The sequence below is a fragment of the Micromonospora sp. NPDC049900 genome (assembly GCF_044461025.1).
Lineage (GTDB): Bacteria > Actinomycetota > Actinomycetes > Mycobacteriales > Micromonosporaceae > Micromonospora.
Genome location: NZ_JBITKM010000002.1, coordinates 471,676 through 486,986, shown reverse-complemented (window position 1 = coordinate 486,986; position 15,311 = coordinate 471,676). Strand labels below are relative to the sequence as shown.

Genomic DNA, 15,311 nt, shown 5'->3' with positions numbered 1-15,311 from the left:
CCGTTCCGGTTAGGGAGGCAGACGATGTCCTCAGGGTCCACCGCGCGACGGCACGTCATCCGGGCGCTCGCCGTCGTCGCCACCGCGGCGGCCGTCTCGGCGGCCAGCACCACCGCGGCGGTCGCCGCACCCACCGGCGAGATCCGCGGCGCCGGCGCCGCGAACGCGATCAGCGGCAGCTACGTCGTCGTCCTGCGCTCCGACGCAGTCGGCGCCGCCGGTTCGTCGGCGGCTCGCACCGCAGTGCCGGACCGGGCCACCGCCCTGGTCCAGCGGTACGGGGGCAGCGTCTCCGACACCTACTCCGCCGCGCTGACCGGCTTCGCCGCCAAGATGACCGCGAAGCAGGCGGCCCGGCTCGCCGCCAACTCGGCCGTCGCGTACGTCGAGCAGGACCAGGCGTTCACCGTCCAGGCCACCCAGACCAACCCCACCTGGGGCCTGGACCGTATCGACCAGCGGAACCGCCCGCTGAGCGGCACCTACACCTACCCGAACACGGCCTCGAACGTGCGGGCCTACATCATCGACACCGGCATCCGCCTCACGCACAACGAGTTCGGCGGCCGGGCCACCTGGGGCACCAACACGGTCGACACCAACAACACCGACTGCAACGGCCACGGCACCCACGTCGCCGGGACCGTCGGCGGCGCGACGTACGGCGTGGCCAAGTCCGTTCGCCTGGTCGCGGTGAAGGTGCTCAACTGCTCCGGCGGCGGCACCACTGCCAGCGTGGTCAACGGCGTGAACTGGGTGACCGCCAACGCGGTGAAGCCGGCCGTGGCGAACATGAGCCTCGGCGGCGGGGCCAGCAGCACGATCGACAACGCGGTGGCCAACTCGATCGCCTCCGGCATCAGCTACGCGGTGGCGGCCGGCAACTCCAACGCCAACGCCTGCAACTACTCGCCGGCCCGTACCTCGACCGCCATCACCGTCGGCGCGACGACCAGCACCGACGCCCGGTCGTCCTTCTCGAACTACGGCTCGTGCGTGCACATCTTCGCGCCCGGGTCGAGCGTGCTGTCCGCGTACCACACCAGCAACACCGCGACCAGCACGCTGAACGGCACCTCGATGGCCTCCCCGCACGTGGCCGGTGCCGCCGCGCTCGTGCTCTCGGCCAACCCGTCCTACACCCCGGCCCAGGTCAAGAGCTACCTGACCAGCAACGCCACCACCGGCGTGGTGACCAGCCCGGGCAGCGGCTCGCCGAACCGCCTGCTGTTCGTGGTCAACTGACCCTGACGCACACCGGCCCGGCGGACGGCACCACCGTCCGCCGGGCCCGCGCGTGGGAACCGCACACCGGGGGCCGCCCGCCGGACCGGACGAGGTCAGGCGGCCAGGTCGACCGGAGCGCTGCGGTCGGCGCCTGCCGGGAAGACCCGCGCCACCCCGTCCACCCGTACCCCGACCTCGCCGTCCATCGGCACGGCGGCCCCGTCGAGCACCCGGGCGGTGATCGCCGTACCGTCACCCAGCCGCAGGCCGACCAGCGCGTCGTGACCGTGGAAGTCGTGCCGCAGCACGGTGCCGGTGACCCCACCGGGCCCGGCGGCGAGGCGGATCTGCTCCGGCCGGAGCAGCACGGTGACCGGACCGTCGGCCACCGCACCGGCGACCGGCAGTACCCCCAACGCGGTCCGGGCGGTCCCGCTCTCGACCACCGCCGGCAGCAGCACCGCGTCACCGACGAAACCGGCCACCCAGGGATCGGCCGGCTCCCGGTAGACCGTGGTCGGCGCGGCGGCCTGCACCACCCGACCGTCGCGCAGCACCACCACCGTGTCGGCCACCGACAGCGCCTCACCCTGATCGTGGGTGACCAGCACACCGGTCGCCCCGTCGGCGCGCAGTGCCTCGCGTACGTCGTGCCGCAGCCCGGCGCGCAGCCCCGCGTCCAGGGCGCTGAACGGCTCGTCCAGCAGCACCACCGACGGCCGGGGCGCGAGCGCGCGGGCCACCGCGACCCGCTGCTGCTGCCCGCCGGAGAGCTGGTGCGGCATCCGGTCGCCGTACCCGGCGAGCCCGACCAGCGCCAGCACCTCCTCGACCCGGTCGGTGCGTCGGGTGGCCCGGTCCAGCCCGTAGCCGACGTTCTCGGCCACCCGCAGATGCGGGAAGAGGGCACCCTCCTGGGGGACCACCGCGATGCGTCGTCGGTGCGCCGGCAGGTGCCGGCCGCCGCCCGCGACCACCGCGCCGTCGATGCGGATCTCGCCCCCGTCGAGCCGCTCGAAGCCGGCCAGGCAACGCAGCAACGTGGTCTTGCCGCAGCCGGACGGCCCGAGCACCGCGGTCAACCGCCCGGACGGCACGCTGAGGTCGGCGCCGGCCAACGCGGTGACCCGCCCGTACCGCTTGACCACACCGTCGAGCACGACCTCACTCATGCCACCCCTCCACTCCGCCGTCGTCATGTATCGCGCTCCCGGTCGAGCAGGCCGCTGCGGGCGACCAGCAGCCAGGTGGGCACCGCCGAGATCAGCACCAGCAGCGCGGCGTAGGGGGCCGCCGCCGCGTACGCGCCGACGGCCGTGCTCGTCCACAGCTCGGTGGCGAGGGTGTCCGTGCCGGTGGGACGCAACAGCAGGGTGGCCGGGAGTTCCTTCATGCCGGTGAGGAAGACCAGCGCGGCACCGGCACCGATGCCGGGCAGGGTGAGCGGCAGGGTCACCGTGCGCAGCACGGTCCAGGGGCCACGGCCGAGCGACCGGGCCACCTCCTCCAGGCCGGCGGGGGACTGGGCGGCCGCGCCGGCCACCGCACCGACCGCCAACGGCAGGAACAGCGTTGCGTACGCCAGGGCGAGCAGCCACCGGGTCTGGTACAGCGGGTACGCCACGTTGATGCCGAAGAAGATCAGTGAGAGCCCGATCACCACGCCGGGCAGGGCGTGGGACAGGTACGCCAGCCGGTCCAGCGTGGTGGTCAGCGGACCCGGCGCCCGCGCGACGAGCAGTCCCAGCGGCAGCGCCAGCAGCATGGTGAGCGCGGCGCCGGTCAGCGAGACGGTCAGCGAGTTCCCGGCGGCGGTGAGCACCTCGGGCAGGGCCCCCGGTCGGGACACCCCGGCGGCGAGCCGTCGCCCGAGGCTGACCGCCGGTACGCCGAGCGCCAACGCGGCGACGCCCGCCAGTACGGCGATGACCGGCCAGCGGGCCGACCCGAGCGCCAGCCGGGGTGCGGGGCGGCGGGTGCCGCCGAGGCGCGCGTACCGGGCACCCCGGCGGCGGGTGGCGGTCTCGCCGGTCAGTAGCACCACCGTGAGCACCACCAGCACGCTGGAGAGCACCAGCGCGCCGGTCCGGTCGAAGCCGAGGTCGAAGGCGACGAAGATGGCCCGGGTGAAGGTGTCCGCGCGCAGGATGGAGACCGCGCCGAAGTCGGAGAGCACGTAGAGGGCGACCAGCAGCGCACCGGCGGCGGTGGCCGGGCGGATCTGCCGCAGCGTCACCGCGGTGAAGGTCTGCCACCCGCTGCGTCCGAGCGATCGGGACACCTCCTCCTGCGCCGGGTCCGCGCCGCGCAACGCCGCCGCGACCGGCAGGAGCACGTACGGGTAGGAGCAGAGGGTGAGCACCAGCGCCGCCGGCCAGAACCCCTCCAGCCGGGGCAGCGCGGAGACCCAGGCGAAGGCGGCGATGTAGGTGGGCACCGCCAGCGGCAGCGCCGCCAGCACGGCGAAGGCCCGCCGGCCGGGCAGGTCGGTGCGGGTGACCAGGAACGCGGTGGCCACGCCGAGTAGGACGCACGCCGTCGTGACCACGGCGGCCAGCCCGAGGCTGCGCAGGGCGAGCAGCGCGACCCGTTCGGTCCACAGTTCGGCGACGACCGCGTCCCAGCCCGCCTCGGCGGTGCGTACCCCGAGGTAGGCCAGCGGGATCAGGGCGACGGCCACCGCGGCGGTCGAGGCCGCGAGCAACGCCGGTCGTGGCGCCAGTCGCCGCATCCCGCCGGGTACGCCGGACAGGGCCGACCCGGATCGGGACGGCCCTGCGACGGAGGGTGGTGCGGTCAGGGCACCAGGCCCGAGTTCTTGATCATGGTGACGGTGGCGTCGAGGGTGTCCAGGTCGTTCAGGTCGATCTGCGGCACCGCCAGCTCGGACAGCGCCGGCACGTACGCCGGGGACGGCACGCCGTCGATCACCGGGTACTCGTAGGTCTGCTCGGCGAAGAACGTCTGGGCCTCGGTGCCGAGCAGGAAGTCCACGAACTTCTGTACGTCGGCGTTGTCGGCGGCCCGCTTGAGCACACCGACGCCCGCGACGTTGACCAGCGCACCGGTGTCCCCGCCGGGGAAGAAGTGCAGCTTCACCTTGAGCGCGTCCGGCGTGGTGCCCTGCTCCTTGGCGATCTCGCCCAGGTAGTAGTGGTTGACCAGCCCGACGGGGATGGTGCCGGCGCCGACGTCTTCGAGGATCTTGCCGTTGCCGTCGCGGATCTGCGGGTCGTTGGCCTTCAGGCCGCTGAGGAACTGCTCGGCCTTGGCGTCGTCGTGCTGCACCCGGATGGCGGTGACGAACGCCTGGAACGAGGCGTTGGTCGGAGCGACGCCGACCTTGCCCTTCCAGGCCGGGCCGGTCAGGTCGAACACCGAGGCGGGCAGTTCGTCGGCCTGCACCAGGTCGGCGTTGTACGCCAGCACCCGGGCGCGGGCGCTCACGCCGACCCACTGGCCGTTGCCGGCACGGTAGGACGCCGGCACCTTCGCCGTGGTCTCCTCGGCGAGCGTGGTGAACATGCCCTGCTTGGCCACGGTGCCCAGCGCGCCCGCGTCCTGGGCGAAGAACACGTCGGCGGGGGACCGGTCGCCCTCCTCGACGAGCTGGGCGGCGAGCTGCGCGGTGTTCGCGTACCGGGCGTTGACGGTGATGCCGGTCTGCTCGGTGAACTTGTCCAGCAGCGGCTTGACGAGCTGCTCGTTGCGTCCGCTGTAGACGGTGATCGACTTGTCGGTCGACTGGCCCGAGTCTGCTGCCGCGTCCTCCTCACCGGATCCGCAGGCGGCCAGCCCGACGGTGAGCAGACTGGCGGCGAGCAACGCGCCGGTGGTACGGCGGGTGAGAAGCACGATGAACCCTTTCCTCTGCGGCCCGGGACGACCGAGCGCCGAAGTTAGCACAGCCTAACCTAATCCGGAATCAAGCTGAGTGTTGGATCACCTGCTGCCGACCGGAGCGGGCAGGATGAGGGGCATGACACTCGCACTGCCCATCGACCCGGAGGCGAACCGGCTGCTCACGCAGAGTCCGCTGGCGCTGTTGACGGGGATGGTTCTCGACCAACAGATCTCGATGGAGAAGGCGTTCTCCTCGCCGTACGTGCTGGCCCAGCGGCTCGGTCACGACCTGGACGCCCGGGAACTCGCCGAGTACGACCCGGACGCGTTGGTGGCCCTCTTCGCCCAGCCGCCGGCACTGCACCGGTTCCCGAAGGCGATGGCGGCCCGGGTGCAGGAGGTCTGCCGGGCGCTGGTCGACCGGTACGACGGCGACGCCGCCCGGCTCTGGGCCGACCCCGCCGACGGTGCGGAACTGCTCGCGCGGATCACCGCCCTGCCCGGGTTCGGTCGGCAGAAGGGTCAGATCTTCCTCGCCCTGCTCGGCAAGCGGTTCGGCGTACGGCCGCCCGGCTGGCGGGAGGCGGCCGGCGGCTACGGCGACCCGGAGGTCCACCGGTCGGTGGCCGACGTCACCGACGCCGAGTCGTTGCGCCTGGTCCGGGAGTACAAGCAGCAGCAGAAGGCGGCGGCGAAGGCGAAGGCCGCCGGGGGCTGAGCGGCCGGGCGAGGCGATGGCCCGAGGAACGTCGTCGCGGGTGCGGTCGAGGTGACAGGATGGGAGCGACCCCTCGAGGAGGTACACGGTGAAGCATCAGGCGTACCGGCCGATCCTCATCACCGACGCCTCGCGCAGCCAGAACGACCAGCTCACCACCCGGCAGCGGCGGTACGTCGCGATGATGGGCGTCCGGGTGGCGTGTGTGATCGCCGGCGCGATCCTGGTCGGCACGCGGGCACCCCTGCTCTGGCTCTGGCTGCCGCTGGTGGCGCTGGGCATGATCGTCGTCCCGTGGCTCGCGGTGCTGCTGGCCAACGACCGGCCGCCGAAGGAACAGCACCGGCTGATCGGCCGGTCGGCACGGCGGCAGCAGCAGGAGGCGCCGCCGATGAGCCTCACCGCCGAGGAACGACCGCACAAGGTCATCGACGCCGAGCCCTGACGCAGTCCGACCCGGGCAGCACGGGAGTGGCCCGGCCCGGGCAGGACTGGTCGTCGTGAGCGGTTCAGCCGCTCGGCCGGGCACCCACCTGGGAGACCGCCGCCGCGCCGAGGTCGGTGGCCCGGTTCAGGGCGGCCTCCGGAGTCGCCCCGGTCAGCCAGGCGGCGAGCAGCCCGGCCGCGAAGGCGTCGCCCGCCCCCGTCACGTCCACCACCGCCACCCGGCGGGCCGGTGAGGTGACGAGCGTGCCGGTGCGCTCCACCCAGGTGGCGCCCGCCCCACCGCGCTTGACCACCACCCGTCGAGCCGTGGCGGCCAGCGCCCGTCCCTGGGCCGCCGGATCGAGCCCGCCGGCCAGCACCGCCGCCTCGTCGGTGTTCACCAGCAGCAGGTCGACCCCGCGTACCCAGGACAGGAAGGCCGCCGCACCGGCGGCCCGCAGCGGCGCCGCGGAGGCCGCGTCCACGCTGGTGGTGAGGCCGCGCTCGCGGGCGGCGGCCAGCGCGTGCCGCCCCGCCGGGCGGGACTCCGGGTCCAGCAGGGTGTACCCGGACAGGTGCAGGTGGCTCGCCTCCGGTGCCTCGGCCAGCGCCGCGTCGATCTGCTCGGGACGCAGCCGCACGTTCGCCCCGCGCTCGGTGACCATGGTGCGTTCGTCTCCGCCGGCCAGCACGATCACGGTGCCGGTGCCGATCCCGGGCACCGACCGCACCGCGCAGTCGACGCCGACCGCGGTCAGCTCCGCGATCCGGTCCCGGCCCGCGTCGTCGTCGCCGACGGCGCCGACCAGCGTCACCGGCACGCGCTGCGTGGTCAGCCAGGCGGCGGTGTTCGCGGCCTGTCCGCCGCCGGTGAACCGGATCTGGGCGGGCGTGTCGGTGCCCCGGGTCAGCGGGACGGACAACACCGCCACCACGTCGGTGATCACGTCACCGACGACCAGCACCCGGCCGGCGACGCTGCCGCGCCGCGCTCCGGTGCCGGCCCGTACGCCGGATCCGCTCACGCCGTGGCGTCGTCGCGCCGGGTGGCGGCGGCCACCGCGATCCGCGCGGCGAGGTCGGCGTTGCGCAGGATGATCCGGACGTTGACCGCCAGGCTGGCCCCTTCGGTGGCGGAGTGGAAGTGGGAGAGCAGGTACGGGGTGACCGCCTTGCCGCTCACCCCGTCGCGCTCCAGCCGGGCCAGTCCCTCGGCGAGGGTCCGGTCGTGCAGGTCCGGGTCGAGCTGCTCGTCGACCGGCAGCGGGTTGGCGACGACCAGACCACCGTGGTGCACGCCGTGCGCCTCGCGGGCGGCCAGCGCGTCCGCGATCAGCTCGGGCGAGTCGACCGACCAGTCCAGGTCGAAGCCGCTGTCGGTGATGAAGAAGCCCGGGAACCGGCGGGTGCGGTAGCCGACCACGGCCACCCCGAGGGTCTCCAGGCGCTCCAGCGTCGCCCCCACGTCGAGGATCGACTTGACCCCGGCGCAGACCACCGCGATCGGCGTCCGGGCCAGGGTCACCAGGTCGGCGGACTCGTCGAAGGTCTGCGCGGCCTCCCGGTGCACCCCGCCCAGGCCGCCGGTGGCGAACACGCCGATCCCGGCCCGGGCCGCCACCGCGCTGGTCGCGGCCACGGTGGTGGCGCCGTCCGCGCCGGTCGCGGCGGCCACCGCGAGATCGCGTACGGAGAGTTTGGTCACGTCCTCGGCGGTGGCCAACCGGGTCAGCTCGGCGTCGTCGAGGCCCACCACGAGTTCGCCGGAGACCATCCCGATGGTGGCCGGGACCGCGCCCGCGTCCCGGACGGCCTGTTCGATCTCCCGGGCCACCCGCAGGTTGTCCGGCCGGGGCAGGCCGTGCGAGACGATGGTGCTCTCCAGGGCGACCACAGGACGCCGCTCGCGCAGCGCCTGGGCCACCTCGGTGCCGTGGCGAAGGTGAAAGTGGGTCACAGTCGCCCACCGTACTGCCGCCGCCCCGGTCACCTCAGGTGGACCGGGGCCACAGTGACCTGCCAGACTTGTCGGTTGGAGGTGCAGACGTGAGCACAGAGGTCCTGGAGCGTCCGGAGCTGAAGGACGCCGACACCGGCCCGGAGATGTTCCACTACGTCCGGAAGGAAAAGATCGCCGAGAGTGCCGTCATGGGCACCTTCGTCGTGGCACTGTGCGGAGAGACCTTCCCGGTGACGAAGACCCCCAAAAAGGGTTCGCCGGTCTGCCCCAAGTGCAAAGAGATCTACGACTCGTACCGCGAGTGACCCCGGGCCGACCGCCCGTACGCCCGCGTAGCCTGCGGCGGTGACCACCTCCACCGCCCTGCTCCTGGCCGACCTGGCCGGGGTCGCGGTCTTCGCCGCCTCGGGAGCCTCCGCGGCGGTCGCCAAGCGCCTCGACCTGTTCGGCGTGGTCTTCGTCGGTTTCGTCGCGGCCCTCGGTGGCGGGATCTTCCGTGACCTGGTCATCAACGAGGCCCCGCCGCTGGCCTTCGGCGACTGGCGGTACGCGACCACGGCCGCGCTGACCGCCGGAGCGATCTTCTGGCTACACCCGCAGTTCGCCCGGCTGCGGACCACCGTCCTGGTGCTGGACGCGGCCGGGCTCGGCCTGTTCACCGTCGTCGGCACCCTCAAGGCCCTCGAAGCCCAGGTGCCGGCCGTCGGCGCCTGCCTGATCGGCATGCTCACCGCGATCGGCGGCGGCCTGGTCCGCGACCTGCTCACCGGCGAGATCCCGGTGGTGCTGCGGCGGGAGATCTACGCGCTCGCGGCGCTGGTCGGCGCGATCGTGGTCGCGGTCCTGTTCGCCCTCGACCGCACCGGCCCGGCCCCGCTCACCGCTGCGGCGGTGCTGGTCTTCGGCGTACGCCTGGTGGCGCTGCGGCGACGCTGGTCGGCGCCGGTGGCGACGCTGCGTCAGCCCCGCACGGAGGCGTCCGGACCGCCGCCGGAGTGACCGTGACCGTCGCCGCTGCGGCCGTCACCACCCGGTGGACGCGGCGTCACGTCGCGGACCCGGTGCGGTGGCCGACGCGGCGCGGTGACCTGGCGCTGTGGTCGTTGCGGTCGGGCAGTGGCGAAGGGCACCGGACGCCCGGTGTGGCGTCGCGTGGGGCCGGTCGCCGGTCCTGGTTATGCTGAGTCGGCCTTCGCGGCTTGTTCTGCGCGGAGGCGTTTTCGTGGGGCGACTACCGCGCCCCCGGCCCGGGTCCGCCGGCCTGCGGTCGGGACACTGCGTCGGAGAGGAGCGAGCCGTGGCACCCCGGACGCCGGCGCTCGAGACGTTCCCGCCCCTACGGGCCTGGCAACGCAAGGCGATGGTGGAGTACCTGCGCCGACGCAGCGAGGACTTCACCGCGGTCGCCACCCCTGGCGCCGGGAAGACCACCTTCGCCCTGCGGATCGCCGCCGAACTGCTCGCAGACGGCACCGTCGAGGCGGTGACCGTGGTGGCGCCGACCGAGCACCTGAAGACCCAGTGGGCGACTGCGGCGGCCCGGGTCGGCATCCAGCTCGACGCCGCGTTCCGCAACGCCGACCTGCACTCGTCGGCGGACTTCCACGGCGCGGTGATCACCTACGCGCAGGTCGGCATGGCGCCGCACGTGCACCGGCGGCGCACCATGACCCGGCGCACCCTGGTCATCCTCGACGAGATCCACCACGCGGGCGACTCCCGCACCTGGGGCGACGGGGTGAAGGCCGCCTTCGAGCCGGCCGTACGCCGGCTGATGCTGACCGGTACGCCGTTCCGCTCCGACGACAACCCGATCCCGTTCGTCGAGTACGAGCGGGGCGGGGACGGGCTGCTGCGGTCCCGGGCCGACTCCGTGTACGGCTACAGCGACGCCCTGCGCGACGGCGTGGTGCGGCCGGTGCTGTTCCTGGCGTACTCCGGGGAGACCCGGTGGCGCACCAACGCCGGGGAGGAGCTGTCGGCGCGGCTGGGCGAGCCGATGACCCAGGATCTGATCGCCCAGGCCTGGCGTACCGCCCTGGACCCGGCCGGCGACTGGATGCCGCAGGTGCTGCGGGCCGCCGACGCCCGACTGACCGTGCTGCGCGAGGCGGGCATGCCCGACGCGGCCGGTCTGGTGATCGCCACCGACCAGCAGTCCGCCCGCTCGTACGCCAAGCTCATCGAGCAGGTCACCGGGGAGAAGGCGGCTGTCGTCCTCTCCGACGACGTGGGCGCTTCGGCCCGGATCGCGACGTTCGCGGCGTCCGAGCAACGGTGGCTGGTCGCGGTGCGGATGGTCTCCGAAGGGGTCGACATCCCCCGGCTGGCCGTCGGTGTCTACGCGACCAGTGCCAGCACCCCGCTGTACTTCGCGCAGGCGATCGGGCGGTTCGTCCGGGCCCGCCGCCCGGGGGAGACCGCCTCGGTGTTCCTGCCCAGCGTCCCGCACCTGCTCGGGCTGGCCAGCGAGATGGAGGCCGAGCGGGACCACGTGCTCGGCAAGCCGAAGGACCGCGAGGGCTTCGACGACGACCTGCTGGAGCGGGCTCAGCGCGACGACCAGGCCAGCGGCGAGCTGGAGAAGCGGTTCGCCGCGCTGTCCGCCACCGCCGAACTGGACCAGGTGATCTTCGACGGCGCCTCGTTCGGCACCGCCGCCCAGGCCGGCACCCCCGAGGAGGAGGAGTACCTGGGCCTGCCCGGGCTGCTGACCTCGGCGCAGGTGGCGGAGCTGCTGTCCAAGCGGCAGTCCGAGCAACTGGCGGCCCGTAAGCGCCGTGCCACCGAGCGGTCGGCCGAACCGGCGGCCCCGCCCGCGCCGGCGCCGATGAACGCCGCCCAACGCCGAGTCGCGCTACGCCGCCAGCTCAACGCTCTGGTGGCCGCCCAGCACCACCGCACCGGCCAACCGCACGGGAAGATCCACGCCGAGCTCCGTCGCCTCTGCGGTGGCCCGCCCAGCGCCCAGGCCACCATCGAACAGCTCGAAGAGCGCATAGCCACCGTCCAGACCCTCTAACCCCACCCCCCACCCCCTCCCCGTCGGGTGATCAAGGAGTTTGCGTCGGGGCGAGTCGGCGATCGTGGCCCAAATCTCTTGATCACCCGCGTCAGGCGGGGTGGGGGGGTGGGGGTAGACGGAGCCGGCCGGAGGCCCGTGTGGGGCCTCCGGCCGGCGGTGTGTCTCGTGGGTTCTAGTTCGCCATCAGGTCGGCGCCGCGCCAAGTGAACTCCGGGTCCGTCGCGAACCGTACGGTGATCTTCACGAGATCCTCCGCGTACTTGTTGGCGTGGTGCCCACAGAACACCAGCTCACTGCCACCCGAGAGGGTGATCCGGAGCTTGCCGGCGGCATTGCAGCGGTCGCACCGTTCATCGGCGGCCGGGGGGCTCACCGTCTCGGGCGGCGGCGTGAGGGTCGGGGTCATCGCCTTCCTCCTCTGGTCGTCACCGATGAACACTCTCTTCGGTCTTGGTCACCTATCGTGCAACACCCTTGTAGGGCCTCGCCTTCCCTGTGTGCCCGCGGGGGACCGAGGTCACACCTGGCACCGACAGTGTGCCGTGCACCCAGGGTGCCACGTCAACGATCACATTCGTGCAACCACCTGATCACCATCCGGCGTTGACGCCTGGTGGTCAAAACGACACGATCAGTTGACGCGAGCTGATCAGTCGAGATAATCCCGGAGTACCTGGGAACGCGACGGGTGTCGCAGCTTGGACATCGTCTTGGACTCGATCTGCCGGATCCGCTCCCGGGTCACCCCGTAGACCTGCCCGATCTCGTCCAGCGTGCGAGGCTGGCCGTCGGTCAGGCCGAAGCGCAGGCGGACCACGCCCGCCTCCCGCTCGGACAGCGTCTGGAGCACCTGCTGGAGCTGGTCCTGCAGCAGCGAGAAGGACACCGCGTCGACCGCGACGACCGCCTCCGAGTCCTCGATGAAGTCACCGAGCTGGCTGTCGCCCTCGTCACCGATGGTCTGGTCGAGCGAGATCGGCTCCCGGGCGTACTGCTGGATCTCCAGCACCTTCTCCGGTGTGATGTCCATCTCCTTGGCCAGCTCCTCCGGAGTGGGCTCACGGCCCAGGTCCTGGAGCAGCTCGCGCTGGATCCGGCCCAACTTGTTGATCACTTCGACCATGTGTACCGGGATGCGGATGGTGCGGGCCTGGTCGGCCATGGCGCGGGTGATGGCCTGGCGGATCCACCAGGTGGCGTAGGTGGAGAACTTGTAGCCCTTGGTGTAGTCGAACTTCTCGACGGCGCGGATGAGGCCGAGGTTGCCTTCCTGGATGAGGTCGAGGAAGGCCATGCCGCGGCCGGTGTACCGCTTGGCGAGCGAGACGACCAGGCGGAGGTTCGCCTCCAGCAGGTGGTTCTTGGCACGCTCGCCGTCGCGGGAGATCCAGAGCAGGTCGCGCTGCATCTCGCGGACGAGCTTCTCCTCGCCCTCGTCGGCCGCGCGCAGCCGCTCGGCGGCGTAGAGCCCGGCCTCGATCCGCTTGGCCAGCTCCACCTCCTGCTCGGCGTTGAGCAGCGGCACCTTGCCGATCTGCTTGAGGTACGCCCGGACGGAGTCGGCCGACGCGGTCAGCTCGGCGTCCCGGCGCGCCTGCTTGAGCGCCTCGGACTCCTCGTCGTCCCACTCGAAGTCGTTGTCGGTGGCCGAACTCGCCGCGTCGGCCTCGGCGGCCTGGGTCAGCTCGGCCGGCTCCTCGACCACCACGTCCTCGATCTCGGCGGCGAGTTCCTCGGGGTCGACCTCACCCTCGGCGCCCTCGCCCTTGGCCTTGCCACCGGCCTTGGCCGGCTTGGCACCGGTGGCGGCGGCCACCGTCGCCTTGGTGGCCCGGGTGGACTTCTTGGCCGGCGCGACGGCCTTGGCCACGTCGGCGGTGGTGCCGGCGGCCTTGCGCGCGGTCGCCTTGCGGGGCGCCGGTGCCGGTGCCTCGTCGGCCGCGGCGGCCTGCTTCGGAGCGGGCGCCGCCGCCTTCTTGGTGGTCTTGGCGGTGGTGGCCCGGGAGGCGGGAGTGGCGGAACGGGCGGCGGCGACCCGGCGGCGGGTGCTGGCCGAACCGTCGACCACCACGGTCACCCCGGCCTCGGAGAGCGCCCGCAGGATCTTCTTGGCCTGGGCCGGAGTCACCTCGGCGGACTCGACGGTGCGCGCGAGCTGGGCCGACGTGAGCTGGCCGCCGGCGCTCTGCGCGTGGGCGATCAGGGTGTCGGTGAGCGAGCGAACGTCGGCGCCGGTCTGGCGGGGTTCTGTCACGAATGACCTTCCGGAGGCGAAGAGCGAGCACGGCCGGGATCGTCCGGCGCAGCGTGGGGCACCACGCCGGGCGATGTGGTTGAGGAACCCCCGTGTCCCCGGCCGACCGGTCGTCCGGTCGCCCGTGGCGGTGGGCAGGGGTGAATTGTAACGCCGTCTGCGGCGATCATCCTGCGCCGCACGGCTGACCGGCGGTCGAGACCGCCGATTCGGTGCACTTCTGGACTTTGTAAGGATGATACCCGCGCAGGACTCGGAAACCCGGTCGTGCGGGAAGGGGACGGACGATGGACCGCTCGGCGCCCCAGCCAGGGCAGTTGTTGGAGATCGCGATCGACGTGGCACGGGAGGCGGCGGCCACCGCGTACCGGATGCGGGTCGAGGGGGTCTCCGTGGCGGCCACCAAGAGCACCGCCACCGACGTGGTGACCGCGGCCGACCGGGCGGTGGAGCGCCAGATCATCGAGGCGCTGCGTCGGCGGCGGCCGGACGACGCCGTGCTGGGCGAGGAGTACGGCGCCACGGAGCGCGCTCCGACCGCCAGGGTGCGGTGGATCGTGGATCCGATCGACGGCACGGTCAACTACCTGTACGGGCTGGCGCACTGCGCGGTGTCGATCGCCGCCGAGGTGGACGGCGAGGTCGTGGCCGGTGTGGTGCGCAACATCCACACCGGCGAGGAGTGGACCGCGACGGCCGGTGGCGGTGCCTGGCGGGACGGCCGGCGACTGCGCGGCTCCGCCGAGACCGAGCTCGGGCAGACGCTGGTGATCACCGGATTCGGCTACGACCCGGCCCGCCGTGCCCACCAGGCCCGGGTGGTGACCGAGCTGATCGCGCACGTCCGGGACATCCGTCGACTCGGTGCCGCCGCCGTCGACCTCTGCCTGGTCGCCGAGGGGCGGGCCGACGCGTTCTACGAGAAGGGCCTGGCGGACTGGGACCGGGCCGCCGGTGGGCTGGTCGCCACCGAGGCCGGGCTGCGGATCGGCGGGATCGACGGGCAGGGCCCCGGGCCGGACATGGTCATCGCCGCGCCGCCGGACCTGTTCGCGCCCCTGCACGACCGGCTGGCCGCGCTGGACGCCTCGGGCGGCCCCTGATTGTCCGGCCGGGTGACCCGTGGTCGGGCCGCTCGGCCGATCAGATCGACCCGCCCGGCTCGTCCGGTCCACCCGGTCGGACCGATCCGTCGGTCAGTCCTCGACCGGCAGGGGACAGGTGCCCGGCGGGGCCACCGGCGAACCGAGGTCGCCGAGGGACTGGTTGACCTCGGTGGTGGTCGCCAACTGCCGGAAGCCGTTGCCGAGGACCACCTCGACCACGTCGTCCTCGCGCTTGGCGTCGTACTCGTACTCGGCGCTGTTCAGGAAGTACGCCCGCAGCAGGTGGGCCGAGCCGACGCCCTTCGGGCCGTACCGCAGCACCGCCACGTCGTCGACCTGCTTCTTCTGGTTGCCTTCCTTCTGGACCTGGAAGTCGCGGTTGCGGAACTCGTCGCCCACGCTGCCGGCCAACCCGGGTCGGTCGGTGGCGTTCAGCACTCTGATCTTGACGTCCTTGCGCTCGCGCAATGTCACGTCGGCACGCGGCCAGTCCTCCGGGCAGCCCTGGGCGGAGCCCGCGTTACTCTGGGTGTCCTTGACGAGGGCGACGACCACGAAGACCAGGGCGACCACCGCCAACATGCCGACGACAACGAGTGCTCGCACTCGCGCAAAGCTCATCAGGGCGCTCCCGGGCGATGGATGGGTGGCAGCGGCCGTCGGCGTGCGGGCCGTCCCGCCGGCCGCCGGGTACGCCGCTGAGGTTAACGGTTGTCCGACCGTGGCGTGGAAACAGTCCGACATACCGGCGC

Annotated in this window: 15 protein-coding genes; 7 read left to right on the top strand and 8 right to left on the bottom strand. The window is 72.8% G+C overall.

Annotated features, from left to right (window positions below; translation table 11 throughout):
- The first annotated feature begins 24 nt into the window (after nt 1–24).
- On the top strand, nt 25–1,245 hold the full coding sequence (locus tag ACIBMZ_RS06690) for a S8 family peptidase (protein WP_396691595.1): 1,221 nt from the start codon (nt 25–27) through the stop codon (nt 1,243–1,245).
- Nucleotides 1,246–1,340: 95 nt separating this feature from the next.
- Here ACIBMZ_RS06690 and ACIBMZ_RS06685 read toward each other — a convergent pair whose 3' ends face one another.
- The 3 genes from ACIBMZ_RS06685 to ACIBMZ_RS06675 all read right to left on the bottom strand — a co-directional run bounded on the left by ACIBMZ_RS06685 (nt 1,341) and on the right by ACIBMZ_RS06675 (nt 5,085).
- Entirely contained in the window at nt 1,341–2,399 is a 1,059-nt protein-coding gene (locus ACIBMZ_RS06685) for an ABC transporter ATP-binding protein (protein ID WP_396691594.1), read from the bottom strand.
- Nucleotides 2,400–2,422: 23 nt separating this feature from the next.
- Nucleotides 2,423–3,958 carry an ABC transporter permease gene (locus ACIBMZ_RS06680; RefSeq protein WP_396691592.1) on the bottom strand — a complete coding sequence of 512 codons (1,536 nt, stop codon included), beginning with the start codon at nt 3,956–3,958 and terminating at the stop codon, nt 2,423–2,425.
- A 65-nt stretch (nt 3,959–4,023) separates the two neighbouring features.
- Entirely contained in the window at nt 4,024–5,085 is a 1,062-nt protein-coding gene (locus tag ACIBMZ_RS06675; protein WP_396691891.1) for an iron ABC transporter substrate-binding protein, read from the bottom strand.
- A gap of 121 nt (nt 5,086–5,206) precedes the next feature.
- Between ACIBMZ_RS06675 and ACIBMZ_RS06670 the strand changes: the two genes are divergently transcribed.
- Both ACIBMZ_RS06670 and ACIBMZ_RS06665 read left to right on the top strand, forming a co-directional pair.
- On the top strand, nt 5,207–5,788 hold the full coding sequence (locus ACIBMZ_RS06670) for an HhH-GPD-type base excision DNA repair protein (RefSeq protein WP_396691591.1): 582 nt from the start codon (nt 5,207–5,209) through the stop codon (nt 5,786–5,788).
- Between the two features lie 88 nt (nt 5,789–5,876).
- Nucleotides 5,877–6,233 carry a DUF3099 domain-containing protein gene (locus tag ACIBMZ_RS06665; protein ID WP_396691590.1) on the top strand — a complete coding sequence of 119 codons (357 nt, stop codon included), beginning with the start codon at nt 5,877–5,879 and terminating at the stop codon, nt 6,231–6,233.
- Nucleotides 6,234–6,297: 64 nt separating this feature from the next.
- On the opposite strand, the gene ACIBMZ_RS06660 is transcribed toward ACIBMZ_RS06665, so the two are convergent.
- Both ACIBMZ_RS06660 and ACIBMZ_RS06655 read right to left on the bottom strand, forming a co-directional pair.
- A complete protein-coding gene (locus ACIBMZ_RS06660; RefSeq protein WP_396691589.1) occupies nt 6,298–7,239 on the bottom strand; it encodes a carbohydrate kinase family protein in 942 nt (313 codons plus the stop codon).
- Complete coding sequence (locus ACIBMZ_RS06655) at nt 7,236–8,171, bottom strand: pseudouridine-5'-phosphate glycosidase (RefSeq protein ID WP_396691588.1); 936 nt, start codon at nt 8,169–8,171, stop codon at nt 7,236–7,238. The genes ACIBMZ_RS06660 and ACIBMZ_RS06655 overlap by 4 nt, the downstream gene beginning before the upstream one ends.
- Nucleotides 8,172–8,260: 89 nt before the next feature.
- Between ACIBMZ_RS06655 and ACIBMZ_RS06650 the strand changes: the two genes are divergently transcribed.
- The 3 genes from ACIBMZ_RS06650 to ACIBMZ_RS06640 all read left to right on the top strand — a co-directional run bounded on the left by ACIBMZ_RS06650 (nt 8,261) and on the right by ACIBMZ_RS06640 (nt 11,196).
- Entirely contained in the window at nt 8,261–8,479 is a 219-nt protein-coding gene (locus ACIBMZ_RS06650; protein WP_131057695.1) for a DUF3039 domain-containing protein, read from the top strand.
- Nucleotides 8,480–8,519: 40 nt separating this feature from the next.
- The gene (locus ACIBMZ_RS06645; protein WP_396691587.1) at nt 8,520–9,173 is read left to right on the top strand and encodes a trimeric intracellular cation channel family protein; all 654 of its coding nucleotides are present in this window, start codon (nt 8,520–8,522) and stop codon (nt 9,171–9,173) included.
- A gap of 298 nt (nt 9,174–9,471) precedes the next feature.
- The gene (locus ACIBMZ_RS06640; RefSeq protein WP_396691586.1) at nt 9,472–11,196 is read left to right on the top strand and encodes a DEAD/DEAH box helicase; all 1,725 of its coding nucleotides are present in this window, start codon (nt 9,472–9,474) and stop codon (nt 11,194–11,196) included.
- A gap of 175 nt (nt 11,197–11,371) precedes the next feature.
- Here the strand turns inward: ACIBMZ_RS06640 and ACIBMZ_RS06635 are convergent, their stop codons facing one another.
- Together ACIBMZ_RS06635 and ACIBMZ_RS06630 are read right to left on the bottom strand one after the other, a co-directional pair.
- The gene (locus tag ACIBMZ_RS06635) at nt 11,372–11,605 is read right to left on the bottom strand and encodes a hypothetical protein (RefSeq protein WP_117226588.1); all 234 of its coding nucleotides are present in this window, start codon (nt 11,603–11,605) and stop codon (nt 11,372–11,374) included.
- A gap of 243 nt (nt 11,606–11,848) precedes the next feature.
- Nucleotides 11,849–13,453, bottom strand: a complete 1,605-nt coding sequence (locus ACIBMZ_RS06630; RefSeq protein WP_396691585.1) for an RNA polymerase sigma factor — start codon at nt 13,451–13,453, stop codon at nt 11,849–11,851.
- A 287-nt stretch (nt 13,454–13,740) separates the two neighbouring features.
- Here ACIBMZ_RS06630 and ACIBMZ_RS06625 point away from each other — a divergent pair, with 287 nt between their 5' ends.
- Complete coding sequence (locus ACIBMZ_RS06625; RefSeq protein WP_396691584.1) at nt 13,741–14,556, top strand: inositol monophosphatase family protein; 816 nt, start codon at nt 13,741–13,743, stop codon at nt 14,554–14,556.
- A gap of 93 nt (nt 14,557–14,649) precedes the next feature.
- On the opposite strand, the gene ACIBMZ_RS06620 is transcribed toward ACIBMZ_RS06625, so the two are convergent.
- Nucleotides 14,650–15,165 carry a LytR C-terminal domain-containing protein gene (locus tag ACIBMZ_RS06620; protein WP_396691582.1) on the bottom strand — a complete coding sequence of 172 codons (516 nt, stop codon included), beginning with the start codon at nt 15,163–15,165 and terminating at the stop codon, nt 14,650–14,652.
- Between the last annotated feature and the right edge of the window lie 146 nt (nt 15,166–15,311).

What these genes read in the sequence shown, in the direction of transcription:
- ACIBMZ_RS06690 (WP_396691595.1), top strand. Translation starts at nt 25, where the DNA reads ATGTCCTCAGGGTCCACCGCGCGACGGCACGTCATCCGGGCGCTCGCC.
- ACIBMZ_RS06685 (WP_396691594.1), bottom strand. Translation starts at nt 2,399, where the DNA reads ATGAGTGAGGTCGTGCTCGACGGTGTGGTCAAGCGGTACGGGCGGGTC.
- ACIBMZ_RS06680 (WP_396691592.1), bottom strand. Translation starts at nt 3,958, where the DNA reads ATGCGGCGACTGGCGCCACGACCGGCGTTGCTCGCGGCCTCGACCGCC.
- ACIBMZ_RS06670 (WP_396691591.1), top strand. Translation starts at nt 5,207, where the DNA reads ATGACACTCGCACTGCCCATCGACCCGGAGGCGAACCGGCTGCTCACG.
- ACIBMZ_RS06635 (WP_117226588.1), bottom strand. Translation starts at nt 11,605, where the DNA reads ATGACCCCGACCCTCACGCCGCCGCCCGAGACGGTGAGCCCCCCGGCC.
- ACIBMZ_RS06625 (WP_396691584.1), top strand. Translation starts at nt 13,741, where the DNA reads ATGGACCGCTCGGCGCCCCAGCCAGGGCAGTTGTTGGAGATCGCGATC.